Here is a 23,965-nt window from a genome sequence, read left to right on the forward strand (position 1 = left end):
AAAACAATATATCATTATGCGAAAAATTATTTTTTCTGCCGTGGCTTTAATATTATTAGTGTCTTGTGGCGATAAGAAAACTTCAGATAAATCTATGTTACCAGATTCTTCTGGAAATATAAGTCATGTTTCGGTGGTTTTAGGCAACGATTTATGGGATGGAAGTGTAGGTGAAGCGATTAGAAATATACTAGGAACACCTATTTACGGGCTTCCGCAAGATGAGCCTATGTTTTCTGTAAGTCAGATTCCTGCTTCGGTTTTCTCTGGTTTTGTAACTAAAAACAGAACGATTTTAAAGATTGTTCCGAATAAAGAAGCCGGAATTAAATTTGTTGATGATGTGTATGCAAAGCCTCAAAAGGTGATTACGGTTTCTGGAAAAACAAGGGAAGAAATCATTAGTACGCTTAATGCAAATGCCGATAAAATTATTGAAACCTTCAGAGATGTTGAGCTTAAGGAGCGTTTACGCCAAATGAGTAAATCGAACCACACGCATACATCTATAGAAGAAAAGCTAGGATTAACTATTGATTTTCCTTCTATTTATAGAATAGCGAAGGAGAGTGATAATTTCTTTTGGGTAAGAAAAGAGATAACAACCGGAACCAATAATTTAATGATTTATACATTACCGTTCGATGCTATAACGCGGAATGATAGTGTGGTTAATCAAATTATAAAAGTAAGAGATTCTGTTGGTGAGTTATACATACGTGGAAGACAAGATGGAGAGTTAAAGGCAAACGGAGATAAAATAGAGTCTTATATGATCACTGAGAACGCTTATACGCCTTTTCATGGTGAAACTATTGTGGATAATAAACCAGCCATGGAAACTAAAGGTTTATGGGATTTAAAGGCCGATTTTATGGGCGGACCATTTATTAATTATGTTATTGAAGATAAAATTAATAAGCGTTGGGTAGTTATTGAAGGTTTTGCTTTCGCACCATCGGTAGAAAAGCGTAACTATATGCTAGAGCTCGAGGCTATTATTAGATCGGTTAAAATAAAATAAGCCTAAAAAACGGCATAAAAAAAGACCAACATTTTATAAAATGTTGGTCTTTTTTTTAAACTAAAATTAGTTTTATTTTTTTTTGTCGCTTGCTGTATCTTCTTCTTCTTTACTAGCGTCCTTAAATTCTTTAATTCCACTACCAAGTCCGCGCATTAATTCAGGTATTTTTTTACCTCCAAATAAAAGTAAAATAGCCACTACAATTAAAATAATTTGTGGAGCCCCAATCATTCCTAAAAATATGTTTGATAATATCATAACTTTCAATTTTGTTTTGCAAAGTTAATAATTAAACTTAAATAACATCGTTTTAAACATAACTTTAGCATTTTGTCAAACCCGTATTTAAATAGTTGAATTTGTAATTACTTAATAAATTCTATTTATTTTTGTTTTAACATGAAAGAAAAAAAGAAAAAACCAAAGAAAATAAAACGCAAACTGCTTGATAGGTATAAGCTTGTTATACTTAACGAAAACACGTTTGAGGAGCGTTTATCGCTTAATTTAACGCGTTTAAATGTGTTTGTTTTAATATCGGTGTCTGCTATATTTTTAGTGGCGGCAACCTATGCTTTAATTGCATTTACACCACTTAGGGAGTATATTCCTGGTTATTCTTCAACAGCATTAAAAAGAAAAGCTACCGAATTGAATTATAAAACGGATTCTTTGCAGAAATCAATTTCTGTAAACGAGCTGTATTATGCATCGATTAAAAAGGTTTTAAAAGGCGATTTAAGTCCAGAAAATTTTAATAAAGATTCCATTATTCAAGCCGTTCAATTAGAAGCTAGTGAGGTCGATTTAAATCCATCTTCAGCTGATTCTTTACTTCGTGAAAAGGTGGATAAGGAAGATAAATATAATTTGTTCGAGTCGGCAACATCGGCAACTAACTTTATATTATTCCCTCCAGCAAGTGGAACCATTAGTGCTTCCTACAATATAAAAGAAAAGCATTATGCAGTAGACATTGTAGTGGCGAAAGATACACCAATTAAGGCTACAGCTGATGGTATTGTCATTTTTGCCGAATGGACGGCTAGTACAGGTTATGTGGCGATAATAGAGCACAGTTATGGTTTAATATCGGTATATAAGCACAATGCGAGCTTAACAAAAGCACAAGGCGATTTGGTAAAAGCAGGAGAGGTTATTGCTACTGCAGGAAATACAGGCGATTTATCTACTGGCCCACATTTACATTTTGAGCTTTGGAATGATGGATACCCTATTAACCCAACAAATTTTATAGATTTTAAATAATATGTTCAGTTTAAACTAGGTTTTGAATCTTTTGGTTTGTATGCTGTTTTCTTTTATTTAAATTTAAAAAAAAAGAACGTTTTAAAAAGTTTTTTAATTTTCAGTTAAACTAATTAAAATATTCAATTTTGCCTTTTAAAAAAGCGGTATTTACGGAAATAAGATAATGGTAGAAGCATTAGATATTAAGGTTGAATTTTATAAAAGAAACCAAAATATTTTTGCTAAATTACGATACTCAAATAGTTCGAAAAATTTAGCTGTATTTTATCAAATTTAGCTGACGAGCGTGATAGTTTAATTATTAATTGGTTTAAAACGCATTCAAAATAAATATGTTTTCATTAAAAGCTGCATTAGCAAAACCCTTTGCAAAACGTGTTTTTAAATCCATTCAAAAATGGAGTAATAACCCTGTGGAAACTCAAGAAAAGGTATTTCGTGAGTTAATTACAAAAGCTACGGTAACTCAATTTGGTAAGGATCATGATTTTATTAGTATAAACTCGCATACCGATTTTGTAAAACGCGTTCCTGTTCGAGATTACGAAGCCTTAAAACCTTATGTAGAACGAGTAGTTGCTGGTGAAAAAGATATTCTTTGGACAGGAAAACCGCTATACTTTGCAAAAACCTCAGGAACAACCTCTGGTGCAAAATATATTCCTATTACCAAAGAAAGTATGCCGAGCCATGTAGAGGCGGCTCGAAATGCGATTTTAATGTATATTCACGAAACTGGCAATGCTAAGTTTGTAGACGGAAAAATGATTTTTTTACAAGGAAGTCCTATTTTAAAAGAACAAAACGGAGTGCAATTAGGACGTCTTTCAGGTATTGTGGCGCATTATGTGCCTAAATATCTTCAGAAAAACAGATTACCATCTTTAGAAACTAATTGTATTGACGATTGGGAAACTAAGGTCGATGCTATAGTGGAAGAAACACTGCCGGAGGATATGACTATTATTTCTGGAATTCCATCTTGGGTACAAATGTATTTTGAGAAGCTTCAGGAAAAAACTGGTAAAAAAGTTGGCGATATTTTTAAAAATTTCAACTTATTTATTTTCGGAGGAGTTAATTACGAACCTTATCGTGCTAAATTTGAAAACCTTATCGGAAGAAAAGTAGATAGTATTGAACTCTATCCGGCAAGCGAGGGTTTTTTCGCTTTTCAAGATAAACAGAATGAAAAAGGCATGTTGCTTCAATTAAATTCTGGCATATTTTACGAGTTTATAAAAGCCGATGAGTTTTTTAATGATAACCCAAAACGAATTACTATTGGTGCTGTTGAGGTTGGTGTAAATTATGTGATGATTATTTCGTCTAACGCTGGGCTTTGGGCTTATAATATTGGGGATACTGTGGAGTTTACTTCAGTAAAACCATATCGTGTTATTGTTTCGGGGCGTATAAAACATTTTATCTCGGCCTTCGGAGAGCACGTAATTGGTAAAGAAGTAGAGCAGGCCATGCAAGAAGCGACGGAAAATACAGATATTCGTGTTTCAGAATTTACTGTAGCACCACAAATTAATCCTTCGGAAGGATTGCCCTATCATGAATGGTTTGTAGAATTTGAAAATAACCCTGAAGACCTTTCCGCTTTAGCGAAAAAAATAGACCAGTCTTTACAAACCCAAAATAGTTATTATTTCGACCTAATAAAAGGCAAGGTTTTACAGCCTTTAAAAATTACAAAAGTTGAGAAAGATGGATTTCAAAATTATATGAAGTCTATTGGTAAATTGGGCGGACAGAACAAAATACCAAGGCTTTCAAACGACCGTAAAATAGTTGATTTATTACGGTAAGAAAATTAATTAAAATAGTATTACCTTTGACCCACCAAATTAAATTATGAGTAATAAAAAACATCACGAAAGAACGAGAGCTCAGGAGAGTTCGAATGCTATTGAGCGCTTGTATATTACTATGCGCCACTTATTTAATCGCGGTTTCTATAAACCTATGGGGATTTCTGGTGAAACACTAAGGAGCTCTCTACTTTTATTGAGACCAGAAATTTATGGTTCTATTGGCGACGAAAAAGCCGAACTTGAAGGTTTACTTTACGTAATTGATAGATTACCAATTGGTATTGAAGAGTGCATGTTTATCAATTTAACCAGTGATGAAGGTTATGGAGATTCGCATTTTGAACCTATAATTCCACCAAAAAGACGTCGTAATTGCTACCGTATTGATGATGAGCAAATGAATATCGAAATTACACGCGGTCGCTCTGAAATTTACGATATTTTAACGCATCTTACTTTTCTGTTTGTAGAGTCTCATAAAATTAGCACGCGTGTATTAATTAACGATGAAGGAGACACAACGCGCGATTGGATAAAACTAGAAAATGCTGTTTTATCTAAAAAGAAATTTACACAAGAAGAACGTGAAGTTGCTATTACACATACTGCAAATATTTTAGGCAGAACTTTTAAAGAAATTACAGATGTATATAGCGCATTTGCTACGGCTTCGCAGCCAGAGCGTTTGTTGCATATTGTGTATTGGTTAGGTAAATTGGCGATAGAAGAATTGGTTGGTAATAATAAACGAACTATTACGTTTAGCCCGGTTTTAAGAGAACGTATCGGTCATCATATCCATGGTGAAATATGGTCGAATACCATTAAGGAAACATTACATAAAAATAATTTATTAGAAAGACCAATTCATATTATAAGTGCAAACATGCATAGTGTTATGAATACGCTTTTTGCTCCAAATGCTTTAAAACCTATTGTAGCTAAAAAAGATATATTTGAAGTTTACGAGTCTTTAAGTCATAAAGAAAACGAGAGCTTACGCAATAAAATTTCTAAAGAAGCGTTGCAAAAAGGGATGTTTTATATTAAAGATACATCGGGAGCAAACATTGATGTGCAAATATTTGACACCAGTAAAATTGATAACTCTAAGTTAGATATTAAAGCTTCTGAAACCGTTTTAAAAGAAAAGAAGCCCGTAATTATAGTAATGGACTATGCTTTTGGAGAGCAAGCTTACGAAACGATAGACGAGCTTTTGAAGCCCTATAAACCTAAAGGGAAAGAGAAAGTACATATGAATGTAGAATCTCTATCCATAATGGGTAAAGCAGGTATTTTAGAAGGTGGTAAAGGTGATATTATGATACCATCGGCACATATTTTTGAAGGTACAGCAGATAACTATCCTTTTGATAACGAATTAAAGCGTGAAGATTTAGAAGGGAAGGGTGTAAATGTTTATGATGGTTCTATGATAACCGTTTTAGGAACATCGCTTCAAAATAAAGATATTTTGAAATTCTTTTACAATTCCACATGGAACGTGATTGGATTAGAAATGGAAGGTGCACATTACCAAAAAGCCATACAAGCAGCATCTAAAGTACGTGGAAGTATAAGTCCAGATGTAAAAGTGCGTTATGCATATTACGCTAGTGATAACCCGCTAGAAACAGGAGCAACATTAGCCTCTGGAGGTTTAGGTGCCTCTGGAGTAAGACCAACATATTTAATTACAAGAACCATATTAGAACAAATATTAAATTAAAATTATGAGTAAAGAGTTACCACAACCGCAACAATCTGAAGAGGTAGATTTAGGGCAGTTATTTAAACTTATAGGAAATGCTTTTGATAGACTTTTTAAGTTTATTGGAGGGTTTTTTACAAAGATATTTGAATTATTTATAGGTGTTCTATCTCATTTTTTTAAAAGAAAAATTTGGTATGCTTCGGTTGTTATAATTGGTTTTGCAGTAGGTATCTTTATGGATTCAACGTCTGATAAAACTTATGGAGCAAATATGTTTATCGAGACTAATTTTAATTCCGCTAGGCAGGTTTACGAAAATATTCAAGAATTTCATCAATTAGCCAATAAAGATAAAGATTTTGTAGAGCTTTCTAAGCGATTAAATATCACTGAAGAGGAAGCGAAAACATTAAAAGGGTTTTATATTCAACCTGATGCAGATGAAAATTTTATGGTAGAGAAATATTCAGGCTTTTATAAAAAATTAGATTCTACTTCAAGATTGGAGATGAATTATGAACGGTTTAAAGAATCTTTATCATCTTATGATTTTAGAATCCATCTAATCGGTGTAGCAACAACAAATAAAAAGATTTATAAGAGTATAGAGGAAGCTTTTGTTAAAGAAATATCTCGTAATACTTATTTAGAAGAAATTGTTGAGGTTAATCTTGAAAACTTAAATAAAAAAGATGATGCTCTTTTAGTGCAGATACAAAAAACAGACTCGTTAGTAAAAGAATATTTAAGCATAAGAATAAACGAATCTGAAAAAGAGAATTTGACAGGTTCTGGGACAAATTTATATATGGGTAGTACGGAATCTGGAAGTTTAATTATGGATGAATCCGTGATTATAGAAAAACGTCTTGATCTGGAGGCTCAAAGAAGAATGATTAATAAGGATAAGGTTGAGCAAAAAAATGTTATTAATGTGATAGCTAATTTTCCTACTACTGGTTATGATATTAGTAATTGGTATGAGAAGAAGAAATTTCTAATACCTTTAGTTTTATTTTTATTAACTTTTTCCGTTTTTATTATTATTGGTTTAGGACAATACTTAAAAAACAAAGAGGGTAATAGTTAAGGGTTTCTTGTGCTATTTAAATTAGTGTTTATAATGTTAAAATAAATTCTGTTAAAAATTATGAAGCCTAAGTCTATTTTAATAACGGGAGGAGCAGGATTTATAGGTTCTCATGTTGTTAAATTATATGTGCAAAAATATCCTCATTATAAAATTGTTAATTTGGATGCACTCACATACGCAGGTAATTTAGAAAACCTAAAAGAAATTGAATTAAAGGATAATTATAATTTTATAAAAGGAGATATTACCGAAGAGGTTTTTGTGAATGAGCTCTTTAAGAAATATCTATTTGATAAAGTAATTCATTTAGCTGCGGAGTCTCACGTAGATAGGTCTATAGAAGACCCTTTATCTTTTGTTAAAACAAATGTTATAGGGACTTTAAACTTGTTGAATGCTTTTAAAGATACTTGGGAGAATAATTTTGATAATAAGCTTTTTTATCATGTAAGTACCGATGAGGTTTATGGTAGTTTAGGTGAAACAGGCTTATTTGATGAAAAAACGGCATATAATCCAAATTCTCCTTATTCAGCCTCTAAGGCGAGTTCAGATCATTTTGTTAGAGCGTATGGAGAAACATATGGGATGCCATATATTATTACAAATTGCTCTAATAATTATGGGGAGAATCAGTTTCCAGAGAAGTTAATCCCTTTGTTCATAAATAATGTAATTAACAATAAGCCATTACCTGTCTATGGAGATGGAAATTACACTAGAGATTGGCTTTATGTACAAGATCATGTAGAAGCTATTGATGTAGTTTTTCATAAAGGAAGGAATAAAGAAACATATAATATTGGAGGCTTTAATGAGTGGAGGAATATTGATTTGGTAAAATTGCTATGTAGGCAATTAGATAAAAAATTAAATAGAAAGAAAGGGAGTTCGGAAAACTTAATAACTTATGTCAAAGATCGTCCGGGTCATGATTTACGATATGCTATTGATGCTTTAAAAATTAAAAATGAATTAGATTGGACGCCTTCTGTAACATTTGAAGAAGGTTTAAGTAAAACCATAGATTGGTATTTAAATAACCCAAAATGGTTGGAGAATGTAACTAGCGGAGCTTATCAATTATACTACGAAAAACAGTATAATTAAAATATTATAAAATGAAAGGAATTATATTGGCGGGTGGATCCGGTACAAGACTCCACCCATTAACATTATCTATAAGTAAGCAGTTGATGCCTGTTTATGATAAGCCAATGATATATTATCCTTTATCTACACTTATTTATGCTGGTATTAAGGAGATATTAATTATTTCTACGCCTAAAGATTTACCATTATTTCAAGATTTATTGGGAGATGGAACTAAGTACGGATGCCGTTTTGAATATGCAGCACAAGAGAAGCCTAACGGATTAGCGGAAGCCTTTATTATTGGTTCCGATTTTATTGGTAAAGATAAAGTGGCTCTAATTTTGGGCGACAATATATTTTACGGAACAGGTTTAGCAAAATTGTTACAAGCAAATAATGAGCCTAACGGTGGTATTATATATGCCTATAGGGTTCAAGATCCTGAGCGATATGGTGTTGTAGAATTTGATGAAGATGGTCATGCCATCTCTATTGAAGAAAAACCAGAATCTCCTAAGTCTAATTTTGCTGTTCCAGGTATTTATTTTTATGATAACTCGGTGGTTGAAATTGCAAAAAAATTAAGTCCTAGTAAAAGAGGAGAATTAGAGATTACAGATATTAATAAGGTTTATTTAAACCAAGGAAATCTTCATGTAAGTATTTTAGATAGGGGTACGGCTTGGTTAGATACAGGTACTTTTCAGTCACTTATGCAGGCAGCTCAGTTTGTTGAGGTTATAGAAGAACGTCAAGGTTTAAAAATAGGAGCTATTGAGGGAGCCGCTTTTGAAATGGGTCTTATTAATGAAGAAGAATTAAAAGTTTTAGCTGAGCCTTTACTGAAAAGTGGTTATGGTAAAAACCTACTAGGTTTATTGAAAAAGGAATAATGACTGTAAAAGAAACCGAATTAAACGATTGTTTTATATTGGAACCTAAAGTGTTTTTAGATAAAAGAGGTTGTTTTATAGAAAGTTATAACAAAAGGATATTTGATGAACTTACTGGACAAAAGATTGATTTTGTTCAGGACAACGAATCGTTTTCTAAAAGAGGCGTTCTAAGAGGTCTTCATTTTCAAAAAGGAAAACATGCTCAAGCTAAGCTTGTAAGAGTGATTACAGGGAGTGTTTTAGATGTTGTGGTTGATTTAAGAGAAGAGTCTAATACTTTTGGAAAGCATTTTTCAATCGAATTATCTGAAGATAATAAAAAACAGTTATTTATTCCAAGAGGTTTCGCTCATGGATTTGTTGTTTTAAGTGATGCCGTCCTTTTTACATATAAATGTGATAATTTTTATAATAAGGAATCCGAATCTGGGATTATTTATAACGACAAGGTTTTAAATATTGATTGGAAACTTTCAGAGAATGAAATTGTTGTTTCGGAGAAAGATTTGATTTTACCAACCTTTAATGATTTATTCAAATAATTATGCGAGTATTAGTCACGGGATCTACAGGTCAGTTAGGTAAAACCATAGAAGAATTATATTTAAACAACAATGAAGGCATTGAATTTATATTCACTTCTAAATCGAAATTAGATATTACAGATATTAACTCAGTACAAAATATATTTGAAACAGAACAATTTGATTATTGTATTAATTGCGCAGCATATACAAATGTTGAACAAGCTGAAAAAACACCAAAAATAGCATTTGATGTAAATGCGGAAGGTGTTAAAAACTTGGCTAAAGTATGTAAAGAGTATGGTGTCGTTTTAATTCATGTATCTACAGATTATGTTTTCGATGGTGAGAAAAAAACACCTTATACTGTGACCGATGAAGCCAATCCAATAAATGAGTATGGAAAATCTAAATTGAAGGGTGAAAATTATATTAAAGAGGTTTTAGAAAAATATTTCATTGTAAGGACATCTTGGTTATATAGTAAAAAATATGGTAAGAATTTTTACAAAACCATCTTAGAAAAAAGTACAACAGAGAAAGAACTCCATATTATAGATAGTCAAACAGGTTGTCCTACGGATACTGCTAACCTAGCCGATTATCTTTTTAAGTTATTAAAGGATAATAATTTTGGAATTCATCACTTTACCGATAAAAAAGCTATGACATGGCATGATTTTTCTAAGAAAATACTTACAGAAAACAACATGCTTGGTAATATAAAACTTGTTAAAGCAAACAATTATCGTACTTTTGTATCAAGACCTAAATACTCTGTTTTAGCAGAATAATTATTACTTTAAAGGGTTGTAAAATTGGAGTACAAATTTTTATAAGAAAACAAATAATTTAAATTAGAATAAGATCATATGCTAGATTTAAAAGAAAAATCAATATTGATTACAGGAGGTACAGGTTCGCTTGGAAAAGCATTAACAAGTCATATACTTACTAAGTATCCGGAAACGAGAAGGCTTATAATCTATTCTAGAGATGAGCAAAAACAGTTTCAAATGGCTCAAGAATATCCTATTGAAAAATATCCTCAAATACGCTATTTTATTGGAGATGTTAGAGATAGAGAAAGGTTAGTAAGAGCTTTTCAAGGTGTAGATTATGTAATACATGCAGCAGCTATGAAGCATGTGCATATTGCAGAGTATAATCCAGATGAATGCATAAAAACTAACATAGGAGGTGCCGAAAATGTAGTTGATGCATGTTTTAAAACTAAAGTAGAGCGTGTAGTGGCGCTTTCAACAGATAAAGCATGCGCCCCAATTAATCTTTATGGAGCTACAAAACTTACATCCGATAAATTATTTGTTGCAGCTAATAATATTAAAGGAGAAAACCCTATAAAATTTTCAGTAGTAAGATATGGAAATGTTATGGGGTCTAATGGTTCTGTTATTCCATTTTTTATTAATAAAAAACAAGAGGGCAAGTTACCTATTACAGATCCTAATATGACTAGGTTTAATATTTCACTTCAGGGAGGAGTAGATATGGTAATGCATGCATTAGAGCATGCATGGGGAGGTGAATTATTTGTTCCAAAAATTCCTTCATATAAAATTATGGACGTCGCAAATGCTATTGGACCAAATTGCGAAAAACCAATAGTAGGTATAAGACCAGGAGAAAAAGTACATGAGGAAATGATTACATCATCTGATTCTTTTTATACTTATGATTTAGGAAAGTATTATACTATTTTACCGGCAACTCATTCATGGAAAATTGAGGACTATTTGGAAAAATTTAAAGCTAAAAAAGTAGAGTTAGGGTTTAGTTATAATTCTGGAGATAATACAGAATGGGAAACCGTTGAAACCTTAAGAAGTCTAATAAAAGAACACGTAGATACTAATTTCGAAGCATAATGAAAGCTATACCTTACGGAAGACAACATATCGATCAAGATGATATTGATACAGTAGTGTCTACATTGAAGGCTGATTTTTTAACTCAAGGACCAAAAGTTAAAGAGTTTGAGGATAAGTTTGCAGCATATGTAGGTGCTAAATATGCAGTGGCAGTTAATAATGCTACTTCAGGATTACATTTAGCGGTTTTGGCCTTAGATTTAAAGGAGGGAGAACGTGTAATTACTACCCCTATTACCTTTGCGGCATCAGCCAATTGTGTGCGATATGCTGGTGGAGAAGTTTGGTTTGCGGACATCGATCCAGAATCTTATGTATTGTCTTTAGAAAGAACTAGAGAACTAATAGAGAGCAAACCAAAAGGGTTTTTTAAAGGAATAATTCCAGTAGATTTTGCAGGACTTCCTGTAGATTTGGAAGCTTTTAGAACTTTAGCAGATAAGCATGGTTTATGGATTATTGAAGATGCTTGTCATGCACCTGGAGGATACTTTACAGATTCTAAAGGTGAAAAACAAATGTGTGGTAATGGTAATTATGCAAATATTGGTATATTTTCATTTCATCCGGTAAAACATATTGCTTGTGGAGAAGGAGGAATGATAACTACAAATTCTGAAAAATTATACAAAAAACTTGCTTCCTTAAGAACGCATGGTATTACCAAAGAAAACATGGCAGAAGATCATGGAGGTTGGTTTTATGAAATGCAAGAATTAGGCTATAATTATAGATTAACAGATATTCAATCTGCTCTTGGGATTACACAGCTTGCTAAGAACAAAGCAGGAGTAGTCAGAAGAAACGAAATAGCCAATGCATATAAAAAAGCCTTTAAAGAAATAATCAAGTTTCAAAAGTTGCCTGATGGTGTTTTAAATGCACACCATTTATTTGTTATTGAAGTTGAAGATAGAAAAGGGTTGTATGATTTTTTAAGAACACATAATATCTTTGCACAAATACACTATATTCCAGTACATAAATTACCTTATTATCAAGAAATTGGTTATGGTGGTGCTACTTTGAGTAATGCGGAAAACTATTACTCTAATTGTATTAGTTTACCAATGTATCCTAGTTTAACATATGAAGAACAAATGTTTGTTATAAAAAGTGTTTATGAATTCTTTAATAAATAAAATAGGCCTTGGTACTGTTCAATTTGGAGCAAATTATGGAATATCTAATGTTAAGGGCAAAACACCTGATGCAGAAGTAAAATCTATTTTGGCATATGCGCAAAAATCTGGAATAAATTATTTAGATACAGCTCATGCTTATGGTACAGCTGAATTAGTATTAGGTAAAAATAATCTAAACGAATTTAAGATAGTATCTAAATATTTATCAGGAGCAGAAAATAGTTTAGAGCAGCAAATTCACACATCACTAAAAAGGTTGAAACAATCATCTTTATATGCTTATTTAGCTCATAGACCTTTGGATTTAATAGAGAATAATTGTAAAAACTGGAAAGTTTTACAAGATTATAAAAGTAAAGGTAAAGTTGCTAAAATAGGTGCTTCTTTTAATACTATAGAAGAAATGGATGAACTTCTAAGTTCAGGTATTCAACTAGATATTATTCAAGTCCCATATAATTTTTTTGATACTAGATTTGAAAAAAACATGCAAAAATTACATAAATCAGGATGTGAGATACATACGCGCTCTACTTTTTTACAGGGTTTGTTTTTTTGTAATACAAATGAATTGAGTAGTTTTTTTGAAGAAGTAAAGCCACTAATTAAAGAATTACAAAGAATAGAAAATTTAGCAACTCAATTACTACAATATGTTTTAAAAAGAGATTTTATTGATGTGGTTAATATTGGAGTAAATAATTTGGATCAGCTAGTAGAAAATATCTCTTTATTAGGGAAATTTGAAAACCAGTTAGTATCAAATGATAAAGCTATAAAAAATGAAATACTAATACCTTCAAAATGGCCAAAGCATTAGATATGAATAACTTATTTGATTTGACTAATAAAGTAATAATTGTTACTGGTGGATATGGACACTTAGGTAGTGGTATTGTTCAGTATCTTTTAAGTTTTGGAGCTAAGGTAATAGTAGCAGGCCGTACCAAAAGTAAGTTTGATGAAAAGTTTAAAAATGAATCATCGCCAAATTTGTTTTTTGAAGAATTTGATATAAGTCAAAGTGGAGATTATTTTATAAAAAGATTTGAGCAAATAAACAGGATGTATGGATCTATAGATGTAGTTTTTAATAACGCCCATTTCGCTAGAGGGAATAACCAAGAGAATATGCCAGATGAAGATTGGGATTATTCTTTAAATGGAGTTTTAGGTTCCGTCCATAAAAGTATAAAGGCTGCTATTCCAATATTGAAAAGACAAAAAGGCGGACGGATAATAAATATTTCTTCAATGTATGGACACGTCAGTCCAAATTTCGATCGTTTATACAAAGGTGAAAATTGTGAAAAATATACAAACCCACCGCATTATGGAGCTGCTAAAGCAGGTGTTATACAGTTAACGAAATATTACGCAGCATTGTTAGGGAAGCATAATATTTATGTAAATGCTATTTCTCCTGGGCCATTTTCAAAAGATCAAATTCAAAAAGACAATCCTGCTTTTATTGAAAGGTTAAAAGAGTCTAATCCATTGAATAAACTGGGAGAACCAAAAGATTTGGCTGGAATTTGTATCCTTTTAAGCTCTGAGGCTTCAAATTTTATCACAGGTCAAAATTTTTCTATTGATGGAGGTTGGGCTATTTGGTAAAAAATAAATTATGAAAATAGGAGCTATAATACAAGCACGATATGATTCAACAAGGCTGCCAGGTAAAGTCTTGTTAAATTTACCTTTTAATGAGAACGAATCAATTTTAGGACACATTATTGAGAGGCTGAATAAAATTAAATTACTAGATGAAGTTATTGTAGCTACAAGTAAAGAGCAAAATGATGATATTATTGAAAAACACTTAATTAAAAAAAATGTAGTTTGTGTTAGAGGTGATAAAAATGATGTGTTAGATAGATTTGTGGTTGCTATAGACGCTAATAAGTTAGATGTTGTAATCAGAATTACGGGTGACAATCCTATTGTTTTAGTTGATGTTTTGGAAGATGCTATTAAGAAACATATACAAGCGAATGTAGATTATACTAGAAACGTAGGTCTTCCTTATGGCACAAGTTTTGAAATTATAAACTCTAATGTACTAAAAAGGATAAGCGCTAACAAGGAACTGGTAGATGCCGATAGGGAACACGTTACTATTTATATTAAGAATAATCGAAAAGATTTTCGAATTCTTGAGTTGGAACATAATTTTGAGCATACGAATTTTAGATTTACCATAGACTATCCAACTGATTATGCTGCGATGAATATTCTTTTTCAGCACCTTTCTAGTTTAAATTATATTTATAATATAGATACACTGTTGAACTTTCTTAAGAATAATACTTGGGTTCAAAACATAAATAAAACTAACTACCAAAAAAAGCAATATAAGACTCTTAATGACGAGTTAAATGGAGCGATAGAACTTTTGGATAGTTTGGAGTTTGTAAGAGTTGTGGACTTATTAAATATAAAAAGACGTGCAAATTAAAGTTTGATGTTTTGTTTGTATCGTTTATAAAAAAAAGGAATTTAATTATGAGTAGTGTAGAAGGAAAAACGTTGCTAATTGTTGGTGCTGGATTTGGGCAAGTACCAGCCATTGAAAAAGCAATAGAATTAGGTTTAAATGTTATTGTAATAGATAAAAACCCAAATGCTATTGGTATGGCAATGGTCGATAAGTCGTTTCCAGTTGATATTATTGACGAGAAAGCCGTTTTAAAACTAGCAAAAGCCCATAAGGTCGATGGTGTTATGACTATGCAAACGGACTTACCTATACCTACAATAGGCTTAGTAAACGACAAGCTAAATTTAACAGGTGTAAGTTACCAATGCGCAATTGATTGTAGCCATAAAACACAAACCAGACTTAAATTAAAAGAAAAAGGTGTTGCCCAACCAGTATTTGAAATAGTAACCAATCACGATGCAGCAAAAGTTGCTGCCGAAAAAATAGGTTTCCCTGTTATAGTTAAAGCTGTAGATAGTTCGGGAAGCAGAGGTGTAACTAAAGTTGAAAATAGTCAAAAAGTAGCTCAAGCATTTGATGAAGCCTTAAAATATTCAAGACAAAAAAATGTACTTGTTGAAGAGTTTATTGATGGCGTAGAAATAGGAGCTCAAGCATTTAGTATTAATGGAGAATGTGTTAAGGTATTGCTGCACAATGATACGCTTGCACCAGGAGAATTTATGGTTCCTACTGGGCATTCATTTCCAACTTTTATAGAAGGAGAACAATTAATTTATGCCGAAAAAACTATTAAAGAATGTGTTGAAGCCTTAGAAATTAACAATGGGCCTTCAAACATTGATTTAATTTTTGATAAAAAAGACGGTAAAGCAAAAATTATTGAAGTTGGAGCAAGAATTGGTGCTACGTGCTTACCAGAATTAGTTAAATATTACACAGGAATTGATTGGGTTGAAGCAACAATTTTAAATGCTTTAGGAGAGGATGTTGTTTTAAATGAAACGCAACAAATTCCAACAGCTGCTGAAATATTGGAAGCAAAGGAAGATGGAATATTAAAAGAAATTATTATTCCCGATGCAGTTAAAAACCATAAAGATGTCCTTGAAATTGAGGTTACTGAAAGTATAGGTGAACAAGTTTCAATTTTAAGAAAAGGAACAGATAGAATAGGAAAAATTATTGTTAAAGGTGCTTCTTACCAAGAAGCCGAAGCTTTAGCCTTGAACCTAAAATCGAAAATACTTTTTAAAATTGAAAAACATTAATAGCATATGCTTTTTAGTTAATGGAAACCAAAAAATTGGTTTAGGGCATGTTTATAGAAGTATAACCATAGCCACAGAAGCCATTAAAAGAGGTGTTTCTACCTCTTTTGTGTTTCAAGAAAACCCAATTATTCAAGAACTTTTACAAGCAAATAATATTCCTTTTAAAGTTGTAAAAGAGGATGTTTGGAAAACGCCAAAAACTCATATCCATCAATATCGAGAGCTTTTAAAAAGTGAAGATGTTGTAGTATTAGATTTGTTAGAAAAAGAATTTTTGAAATTTAACTTCTTACCAGAATTTGAGATTAAAATGGTATCAATCACATCGTTTTATTATTCTGAAGAAACTAGATATGAAGACCTATCGTTTTTTCCAGGAATGGAAATAAAAACTAATCCATTTATTCAAAACAAATACAAGAAAACTAAACTCTTATCGGGGCCAAAGTACTTAACATTTCGTGATGAATTTTTAAAAAATTTCTCAAAAGAGTTTAATGAAGTTACTCCGGAAATTTTAGTAACTATGGGTGGATCGGACGCTTTTGGTTTTACGCCAATAGTGGTTAAAGCGCTATTAAATTTAGATTTCCATTTTAAGGCAACGGTAATTTTAGGAACAGCCGCTACAACATTTAATGAAGTAGAACAGTTAGCTTCAAACAGCTCTAATATTATAATTAAGAAAAGCGTAAATAACATTGCAGATTTGATGTTTAATTCAACATGTGCCATAATAAATGGGGGTTTAACAAGGTATGAGTTGGCACTAACAGGAACTCCATTTATAGCATTATCCATACATAAAATGCAATATAATATTACCGAAAGGGTTACAGAATTAGTTGGAGGCGTAAATTTAGGGATTGTAAAAAATTTATATCAAGACGATATAACAAAGGCAATAAAAGATTTAATTTTAAATAGAGAAAAAAGGAAGTCAATAAGTAAAGCATTACAAAAAACTATTGATGACAAAGGAACAAGTCGTATATTGGATTGTATTGAGAATATAGAGTAAAATTAAATGAAAAAAATCACTAATTTTTGGCGTAGGTATATTAAACTTAGAGGACTTTTTATTCCAGATGGACCCTATGGAGATAGAAAAAGAGGAAAGCTCTATGAACCTTTTTTAAAATCTTATGGCGAAAATTTTAAAGTAGGTTCTCAGGCATTTATTTTTAACCCAAATGGATTAACTGTTGGAAACCATGTTTACATAGGGTTCAACACCTACTTAGGCCAAGGTGAAATAGAGTTAAAAGATGAGGTTTTAATTGGTAACTTTGTATCCATAACAGCTAGTAATCATTTACGTAAAGGACATTCGTTTCGTTTTGGAGGGTATGAGGCTAAAAAAATTGAAATAGGAGTAGGTACTTGGATTGCTGCACAATCTAGCGTTACAGCTGGAGTTGCTATAGGGGATGGTAGTTTAGTGGCCGCAGGAAGTGTTGTAACCAAATCTTTTGGTAATAATGTGGTAATAGGAGGTATTCCTGCCAAAGAAATTAAAAATATTGAAGGTGATTACCTTTTAAATAAAAATATAAAGTAAAATGAAAATAGGTAATTTTAAAATATCAGACACTAGCAAAGTTTTTATAATTGCTGAGTTATCTGCAAATCACAATAACGATTACCAATTAGCTGTCGATACTATTCACGCTATGAAGGAAGCTGGCGCCGATTGTGTGAAGCTACAAACCTATACTGCAGACTCTATTTCAATGAACGCAGACACCAAATACTTTGCTCCTAGAGACTCTGGTTTGTGGAAAGGACAAAGACCTTTTGATGTTTTTAAAGTAGGGGCAATGCCTTATGAATGGCAGCCAAAACTTATTGAATTGGCAAATTCTTTAGGAATGGAGTGCTTTTCGTCTCCTTTTGATAAAGAAGCTATCGATTTTCTTGAAAGCATAAACACAACAGCATATAAAATTGCATCTTTTGAAATTCAAGATATTCCATTAATTGAATATGCGGCATCAAAAGGGAAACCAATAATTATATCAACAGGAATAGCAGATATAGAAGATATTCAACTTGCTGTTGAGGCTTGTAAAAAGGTTGGTAATAATGATATTGCATTACTAAAATGTACATCGGCATATCCAACACCTTTTAATGAAATTAACATAAAAGTAATTCCAGATTTAAAAGAAAAATTTGGTGTTTTAGTAGGCTTATCAGACCATACAATGGGTAGCGTAGTGCCTATGGGAGCGGTTTCTTTAGGTGCAAAAATTATAGAAAAACACTTTGTTTTAGATAGATCTAATGGTGGTGTCGATGCTGCTTTTTCAATGGAGCCTCATGAGTTTAAAGCCATGGTAGATAATGTTAGAAACTTAGAGTTGGCTTTGGGTAGTGTAACCTACGAGCTTACAGATAAGCAAAAAGATAGTAAAACAAGAGGTACCTCGTTATTTGTTTGTAAAGATGTTAAAAAAGGCGATAAAATAACTTCAGAAAATATTAAAGCCGTAAGGCCTGCTGCGGGACTTCACCCTAAACATTATAATGAAATAATTAATAAAGTATTTAAAGAAGATATGGTAAAAGGTACACCTTTAAGTTTTGATTTGATTTTAGAATGAGAGTTTTGTTTAGCAAGTTCTCAAACCTTTTTTTGAGAGGTGTTTCTTTAGGCGCGAAATTTGTTTTTGCACTTTATATTTCTAAATATTTAGAGGTAGATGTTTATGGTGAATATAATTTATTAGTTACGAGTGTAACATTTTTACTGTTTGCAATAGGTTTAGATTTCTATAGTTTTTCAGCAAGAGAAATTTTGGCTATTTCGGGTGAAAAACGCTTCTTTTTTATAAAGCATCAATTTTTATTTCATTTTATTGTTTACATTTTATTTATACCAATTATTTATTTCTTTTGTAAAGAGTTTTTGCGAACAGATTTATTTTTATGGTTTTATATTTTAGTGGTTTCAGAGCACTTTTCTCAGGAATTTTATCGTATTTTTATTTTTCACAATAAACAATTAATATCTAATATACTTCTTTTTTTTAGAACATTTTTTTGGATAGCTTTGATAAGTCTAGATGTTTTTGTTTTAGAGGAACATGAGTTTTCTATTGACCTAATTTTAAAATTTTGGATTCTGGGTAGCTTAATATCATGTGTTTTGGCAGTCTTTATTTTGCGTAAAGAATATAGTTTTTCTATAATAGAAATTTTTAGTATTAGGGAATATGATTTCAAAGTTCTAAAAACGGGATTGTTTATTTGTATGCCTATTTTTTTAAGTACGATTTCATACAAGCTAATAGAATATTCTGATAGATTTTTAATAGATATTTTTCTAAATAAAACCCAAGTTGGAGTATATAGTTTGTATAGTAATTTTTCTAACATTACTAATATTGTGGTGAATACTGTGGTAACATTAATGTTGTTTCCTAAATTGGTAGAAAATGTTAAGAAGGAGAATTATGATCAATTTTTTTTAATAAAAGCGAAATTTAAAAAAGAATTAATATATGTCACTTTTGGAATGAGTTTGTTATTAGCTTTTTTAATTTTTCCTTTATTAGATTGGGTTGGAAAAGATGATTATTCAGAATATGTAATAAGCTTTTTTATATTAATTTTAGGAAATATATTTTTAAATTTGTCCTTTTTGCCTCACTACTTGCTTTATGCATTTAGTCAGGATGTAAAAAATATTATTCCTACTATTATAGCGATGGTAATAAACGTATTATTAAATGTTGTTTTATTATTAATTTTTAAAAACATAATAGTAGTTGCAATAGCAACTACAGTTAGTTATATTATTATTTTTATATTAAAACAATTAAATTGGTTAAGGTTTAAACGACACTTATATTTAAAATAATGGAAAATAAAAAAATTAACGTTTATATACCTATTTCGCCATCGCATATTTTAAATTTTGAACAGTTAATTTTAGAGGCAGGTAATGAATATAAAAACATACTACTTAACCCCGGAGGGTTTAAATATAATATTGAAGTTTGGGACATCGTAATCGGAGACTCGAAAAAGCTCACCTCAAATGAAACGAACTTTTTTAGAAAGATAAAATATCAACTATATAAGATTGAGAGTTATCAACTTTTTATAAAGAAAGTAGAAGAGAGGTTGTCAATCTATACTTCAATAAATTTATATTACTGTAATTTAGAAGATATTTTAACAAACTTTTTTTTCTTTAGTTATAAACCTAAGTCTGTAGTAAATAAGTTTTTGGTCGAAGATGGGGTTTTAAATTATTATAACTACAAAATTCAAGAAAAAGGAATTAGGAAATTCTATTTTAAAAATTTTTTGTGCAAGTTTTATGGTATTCCTTTTACTATTTTTAAAGGAGAAGTTTCTGGTATTGATTTAAAATATATTGAAAAGCAATATGTGAGAATACCTAGTTTAGCAATTTACCCAGAAAAGGCTTTACAATTACCGTTTAAAGAAATTTTTTTTGAACCCAAAAAAAATGTTGTTTTATTTATAGGACAAGATATATTTGTAAATATTATTGGAATAAAGGAATATTTAGAACGTGTTGATTATTATTTTAAATTAATAAAAATTAATAATAAAGATGATAGTTTTGAGTTTATATACAAGCCACATAGAAATGGAGATTACAGCCTTATTGAAGAGCTTTGTATAAAATATTTTGATAATTCGTTTCGGTTTTACCTAGAAGAAGAGCTTGTTGAAGAAGCTGTAACTAATATAAAGCCCTCGAAGATTTATACCTTTAGTTCTTCAGGAATATTAAATATTAAGTTAGCGCTTCCATTAGATAGTCAAGTAAGATTTTATGCTTATCCATTTGCATCTAGTCCTGTTTTAGTAAAATTATTTGAAAAATTTAAAATAGAAATAATTACATGAGTATTACTTTAGGGCTTAATCTATTATTATTTGTAATATTTTTATTATTTACTTATAATAGACTTAAAAGAAATTATAAATTGTTTTATTTATTGTTACTGTTTTATATTCAAGGCTTCAATATGATGACGTCTTTAATATATATTGAGGAAGGAATATATATTCATGAACAAGGAAAAGATAGTTATTTTGTTGGATCTGTTTTTTTTTATTTTTTATTTTTTATTGTTACGATTTATTTGTGCGAAAAAACAATTACCTATTTAGACAAATATTTAAATTTCACTGATATAAAATTTAGTTTTTTGGGGGCTGAGATAGGCGGGAAGTTTGCCCTTATGCTTGTTTCTTTAGTTTTGTTTTTGTTGTATATCAATGTGTATTTGTCTCCATCACCTTTGTTTGATAAAGGAGTTACTCGGTTTACTTATTGGGAATCTTCCAAGTTAAAATTTTTAAACTCTATTTTTGGTAATACATCTATTTTTATACCTTTTACTTTAGGTTTGGTTTATAGAAAATATAAAAAAATATCAGTAGTTATACTTTTATTGTATTTTGTTAATATGATTTTAATAGGGCAGAAATTTTCTCCATTAGTTAGCGGGTTATATTCTTTTTTCTTCCCTCTAGTGCTGATGTCTAATAATAATAATTATAAAATTTCAATTAAAAAATTTATCAACTATAAAGTTCTTAGTGTTTTTGTTTTAGTGTTTTCAATTGTATATTATAAATATTCGTTATTAAATCCATTTACGCATTTAGGGGTAGAGACACCGTTTCAGGCAATAATATATAGAGCTTTTGGCTTACAGGCACATTTATTTTGGGGTTGTGTAGAGAACTTTGTTATTTTAGAATTAGATAAGTCATGGAATATAGCTGATTTAAATTACGGAATGCACCATTTAATGAGGCATTTTTATCCTGGAAATAGTGAGCAGTTAAATAATGCAATACAATCGGGATATAGTTTTACAAATGCATATCCTGCTATTCTATTTTATATCTTTCCTGTTTATCTAGTATATATTATTCATGCTATATTGATGATTTTATTATTGGGACCATTAATGTGGTTTTTAAAACGGATGATTCAGGGCAGTAATATATTATTTTCCCTAATAGCATTTCAATTGTTTAGTTGGGTTGTATACACTTTTAAAATGGGGTATTTTTATAAATTGTTATTACCTTTATTGTTCTTTTTTATGATTAGCACTGTTATTTATTTTATAAAACAGACAAAAAATAACGATAAAATAATGTAACTTTACTTATAAAAATATGGTAGTTGATAATAAAAATAAGGAATATTTAATAACGAACATTCTTGTTCTTTTGGTTGTTGTAATGCCATTTAATCCTATTATATTGGCTCCATTAGTGTTAGGTTTATTGCTTGTTGTCTTTTTAGCAATAGGAGATAAGAAGCAAAAACGAAGTTACATTAAGAGGTATAAAATTGGTTTATTGACGCCGTTATATGGTTTGTTCGGGGTTTTAGGGATGTTTTATTCTTTTCAAAAAGGGATTAGTTATGATAGGGTGTCTTTTTTAATCCCTTTGATTGTAATACCGTTGCTATTAATTTGTTTAAATATTCATTTAAATAAATTAATAATAATTAAAAAAGCTTTTATTTATGCATGTTTCGTGTTTTGTTTATTAGCATTTACTACTTTGTTTTATAATTATGTAGTTAACTTTCAACACAGATTAAACTATAATTTTATACAGCGGTCAATGTATCATTATCATTACCCTTATGACGTTTTGTATGTAAATAGCGCTGTTATATTTTTATTGTTTTCTAACTTTAGACCAATTTTTAAAGGTGTTGTATATGTTGTTTTTTTCATTTTTATTATATTGTCTGGGGTAAGAATGGGGTTAGTTTGCTTTGTGTTAATATCCTTTAGTTTCGCAATTTGTAATTATAAATCTTTTATTAATATTAAATCCTTGATAGGGTTAGTGATTGGAATTATTTTAGCCATTGTATTAATTACTTCTAGTAGATATGTAAATGATAAGTTTTTTGATAGCATCGAGAAACTAGGTCTAAATATCAGTGGGCAGGTTTCTGATATCGGAGCGAAATATCATGATATATCAATACGGAATAAGTTATGGAGATCTAGTGTTGAGGCTTTAAATGGACACGAATTACTAGGGTATGGTCCTAAAGGCTCTAGAGATGCATTAAACAGGGTTTATGAAAAAAATACTTATAATAATATTTTGAATTTTAATTCGCACAATCAATATATAACTACAACATTAAATCATGGTTATATTGGGTTATCATTGCTTCTTTCAATTTTATTTATTGCTTTTTTTTATATTTTAAAAACAAAGAATCTAGAGCTGGGTCTACTACTTTTAATTGTTATTATGTCTTTTTTTACAGAATCTATTTTGGAACGACAAAAAGGTGTTTTCTTTTTTGGCTTTTTTATAACTTTAATTTTTATCGAAATAAAAAACAGGGCTACTGTTAAAGTTACCGCTTAGTTTCAATAAGACGTATTTTTTGTTGAAAAGAAATAATAGCCTGTTTATTGTTTATGTGTCTTTTAGATTCTTTATTCTTATCTATAATAATATAAATGTTACCTATGTTTTTTTTGCTTTTTTAAGAGATATAAATTACTAGATATACTTTTTATATAGATTAAGAGTCGTTCTGGTTATATCTTTTAAAATTTTTATTAATTAAATAAAAACAGGTTTTAGTATTGAACATAAGTGTCTTGTATAGATTATAAAAATAACTTTAAGGCAAAAACGTTTAAGTTCAGCAAAAGAGCCTCCATTCAATAACTTAACGCAATAAAACTTATTCAAAATATTGTAATAATTTTGATA

At 30.4% G+C, this 23,965-nt stretch carries 23 protein-coding genes; 22 read left to right on the plus strand and 1 reads right to left on the minus strand.

Annotated elements, in window-relative coordinates:
• The first annotated feature begins 16 nt into the window (after positions 1-16).
• The gene (locus GQR98_RS06475) at positions 17-1,024 is read left to right on the plus strand and encodes a DUF4837 family protein (protein WP_159018796.1); all 1,008 of its coding nucleotides are present in this window, start codon (positions 17-19) and stop codon (positions 1,022-1,024) included.
• 72 nt (positions 1,025-1,096) lie between these two features.
• Here the strand turns inward: GQR98_RS06475 and GQR98_RS06480 are convergent, their stop codons facing one another.
• Positions 1,097-1,285, minus strand: a complete 189-nt coding sequence (locus tag GQR98_RS06480) for a twin-arginine translocase TatA/TatE family subunit (RefSeq protein ID WP_159018797.1) — start codon at positions 1,283-1,285, stop codon at positions 1,097-1,099.
• A 141-nt stretch (positions 1,286-1,426) separates the two neighbouring features.
• Between GQR98_RS06480 and GQR98_RS06485 the strand changes: the two genes are divergently transcribed.
• The 21 genes from GQR98_RS06485 to GQR98_RS06585 all read left to right on the plus strand — a co-directional run bounded on the left by GQR98_RS06485 (position 1,427) and on the right by GQR98_RS06585 (position 23,611).
• Positions 1,427-2,296, plus strand: coding sequence for a M23 family metallopeptidase (locus tag GQR98_RS06485; protein ID WP_159018798.1), 870 nt, complete (start codon positions 1,427-1,429; stop codon positions 2,294-2,296).
• A gap of 335 nt (positions 2,297-2,631) precedes the next feature.
• A complete protein-coding gene (locus GQR98_RS06490) occupies positions 2,632-4,116 on the plus strand; it encodes a GH3 auxin-responsive promoter family protein (RefSeq protein WP_159018799.1) in 1,485 nt (494 codons plus the stop codon).
• Between the two features lie 46 nt (positions 4,117-4,162).
• Positions 4,163-5,854: a DUF6909 family protein gene (locus tag GQR98_RS06495; RefSeq protein WP_159018800.1), complete on the plus strand. Its 1,692-nt coding sequence runs from the start codon at positions 4,163-4,165 to the stop codon at positions 5,852-5,854.
• Positions 5,855-5,858: 4 nt separating this feature from the next.
• Positions 5,859-6,929 carry a hypothetical protein gene (locus GQR98_RS06500; protein WP_159018801.1) on the plus strand — a complete coding sequence of 357 codons (1,071 nt, stop codon included), beginning with the start codon at positions 5,859-5,861 and terminating at the stop codon, positions 6,927-6,929.
• Positions 6,930-6,989: 60 nt separating this feature from the next.
• Positions 6,990-8,042 carry a dTDP-glucose 4,6-dehydratase gene (gene rfbB, locus GQR98_RS06505; RefSeq protein WP_159018802.1) on the plus strand — a complete coding sequence of 351 codons (1,053 nt, stop codon included), beginning with the start codon at positions 6,990-6,992 and terminating at the stop codon, positions 8,040-8,042.
• 11 nt (positions 8,043-8,053) lie between these two features.
• On the plus strand, positions 8,054-8,920 hold the full coding sequence (rfbA, locus tag GQR98_RS06510) for a glucose-1-phosphate thymidylyltransferase RfbA (RefSeq protein ID WP_159018803.1): 867 nt from the start codon (positions 8,054-8,056) through the stop codon (positions 8,918-8,920).
• Positions 8,920-9,465 carry a dTDP-4-dehydrorhamnose 3,5-epimerase gene (gene rfbC / locus GQR98_RS06515; RefSeq protein ID WP_159018804.1) on the plus strand — a complete coding sequence of 182 codons (546 nt, stop codon included), beginning with the start codon at positions 8,920-8,922 and terminating at the stop codon, positions 9,463-9,465. Before rfbA ends, rfbC begins: the two co-directional genes overlap by 1 nt.
• Positions 9,466-9,467: 2 nt before the next feature.
• Entirely contained in the window at positions 9,468-10,241 is a 774-nt protein-coding gene (rfbD, locus tag GQR98_RS06520; protein WP_159018805.1) for a dTDP-4-dehydrorhamnose reductase, read from the plus strand.
• Between the two features lie 78 nt (positions 10,242-10,319).
• Positions 10,320-11,336 carry a UDP-N-acetylglucosamine 4,6-dehydratase (inverting) gene (gene pseB / locus GQR98_RS06525; protein ID WP_159018806.1) on the plus strand — a complete coding sequence of 339 codons (1,017 nt, stop codon included), beginning with the start codon at positions 10,320-10,322 and terminating at the stop codon, positions 11,334-11,336.
• A complete protein-coding gene (pseC, locus tag GQR98_RS06530; RefSeq protein ID WP_159018807.1) occupies positions 11,336-12,481 on the plus strand; it encodes a UDP-4-amino-4,6-dideoxy-N-acetyl-beta-L-altrosamine transaminase in 1,146 nt (381 codons plus the stop codon). The genes pseB and pseC overlap by 1 nt, the downstream gene beginning before the upstream one ends.
• Positions 12,462-13,304 (plus strand): aldo/keto reductase, encoded by an 843-nt coding sequence (locus tag GQR98_RS06535; RefSeq protein ID WP_159018808.1) that lies wholly within the window; start codon positions 12,462-12,464, stop codon positions 13,302-13,304. Before pseC ends, GQR98_RS06535 begins: the two co-directional genes overlap by 20 nt.
• A gap of 2 nt (positions 13,305-13,306) precedes the next feature.
• On the plus strand, positions 13,307-14,101 hold the full coding sequence (locus GQR98_RS06540; RefSeq protein ID WP_159018809.1) for an SDR family NAD(P)-dependent oxidoreductase: 795 nt from the start codon (positions 13,307-13,309) through the stop codon (positions 14,099-14,101).
• A 10-nt stretch (positions 14,102-14,111) separates the two neighbouring features.
• On the plus strand, positions 14,112-14,942 hold the full coding sequence (locus GQR98_RS06545) for a cytidylyltransferase domain-containing protein (protein WP_159018810.1): 831 nt from the start codon (positions 14,112-14,114) through the stop codon (positions 14,940-14,942).
• Between the two features lie 47 nt (positions 14,943-14,989).
• The gene (locus tag GQR98_RS06550) at positions 14,990-16,198 is read left to right on the plus strand and encodes an ATP-grasp domain-containing protein (protein WP_159018811.1); all 1,209 of its coding nucleotides are present in this window, start codon (positions 14,990-14,992) and stop codon (positions 16,196-16,198) included.
• Positions 16,185-17,222, plus strand: a complete 1,038-nt coding sequence (locus GQR98_RS06555; protein WP_159018812.1) for a PseG/SpsG family protein — start codon at positions 16,185-16,187, stop codon at positions 17,220-17,222. Before GQR98_RS06550 ends, GQR98_RS06555 begins: the two co-directional genes overlap by 14 nt.
• Before the next feature lie 6 nt (positions 17,223-17,228).
• Positions 17,229-17,762 carry an acyltransferase gene (locus tag GQR98_RS19235; RefSeq protein ID WP_159018813.1) on the plus strand — a complete coding sequence of 178 codons (534 nt, stop codon included), beginning with the start codon at positions 17,229-17,231 and terminating at the stop codon, positions 17,760-17,762.
• 1 nt (position 17,763) lies between these two features.
• The gene (gene pseI / locus GQR98_RS06565) at positions 17,764-18,807 is read left to right on the plus strand and encodes a pseudaminic acid synthase (RefSeq protein WP_159018814.1); all 1,044 of its coding nucleotides are present in this window, start codon (positions 17,764-17,766) and stop codon (positions 18,805-18,807) included.
• A gap of 32 nt (positions 18,808-18,839) precedes the next feature.
• A complete protein-coding gene (locus GQR98_RS06570) occupies positions 18,840-20,066 on the plus strand; it encodes a lipopolysaccharide biosynthesis protein (protein WP_159018815.1) in 1,227 nt (408 codons plus the stop codon).
• On the plus strand, positions 20,066-21,091 hold the full coding sequence (locus GQR98_RS06575) for a hypothetical protein (protein WP_159018816.1): 1,026 nt from the start codon (positions 20,066-20,068) through the stop codon (positions 21,089-21,091). The genes GQR98_RS06570 and GQR98_RS06575 overlap by 1 nt, the downstream gene beginning before the upstream one ends.
• Positions 21,088-22,365 carry a DUF6418 domain-containing protein gene (locus tag GQR98_RS06580; protein ID WP_159018817.1) on the plus strand — a complete coding sequence of 426 codons (1,278 nt, stop codon included), beginning with the start codon at positions 21,088-21,090 and terminating at the stop codon, positions 22,363-22,365. Before GQR98_RS06575 ends, GQR98_RS06580 begins: the two co-directional genes overlap by 4 nt.
• Positions 22,366-22,381: 16 nt before the next feature.
• Positions 22,382-23,611 carry an O-antigen ligase family protein gene (locus GQR98_RS06585; protein WP_159018818.1) on the plus strand — a complete coding sequence of 410 codons (1,230 nt, stop codon included), beginning with the start codon at positions 22,382-22,384 and terminating at the stop codon, positions 23,609-23,611.
• Positions 23,612-23,965: the final 354 nt, after the last annotated feature.

The organism is Algibacter sp. L3A6 (assembly GCF_009796825.1).
GTDB lineage: Bacteria > Bacteroidota > Bacteroidia > Flavobacteriales > Flavobacteriaceae > Algibacter.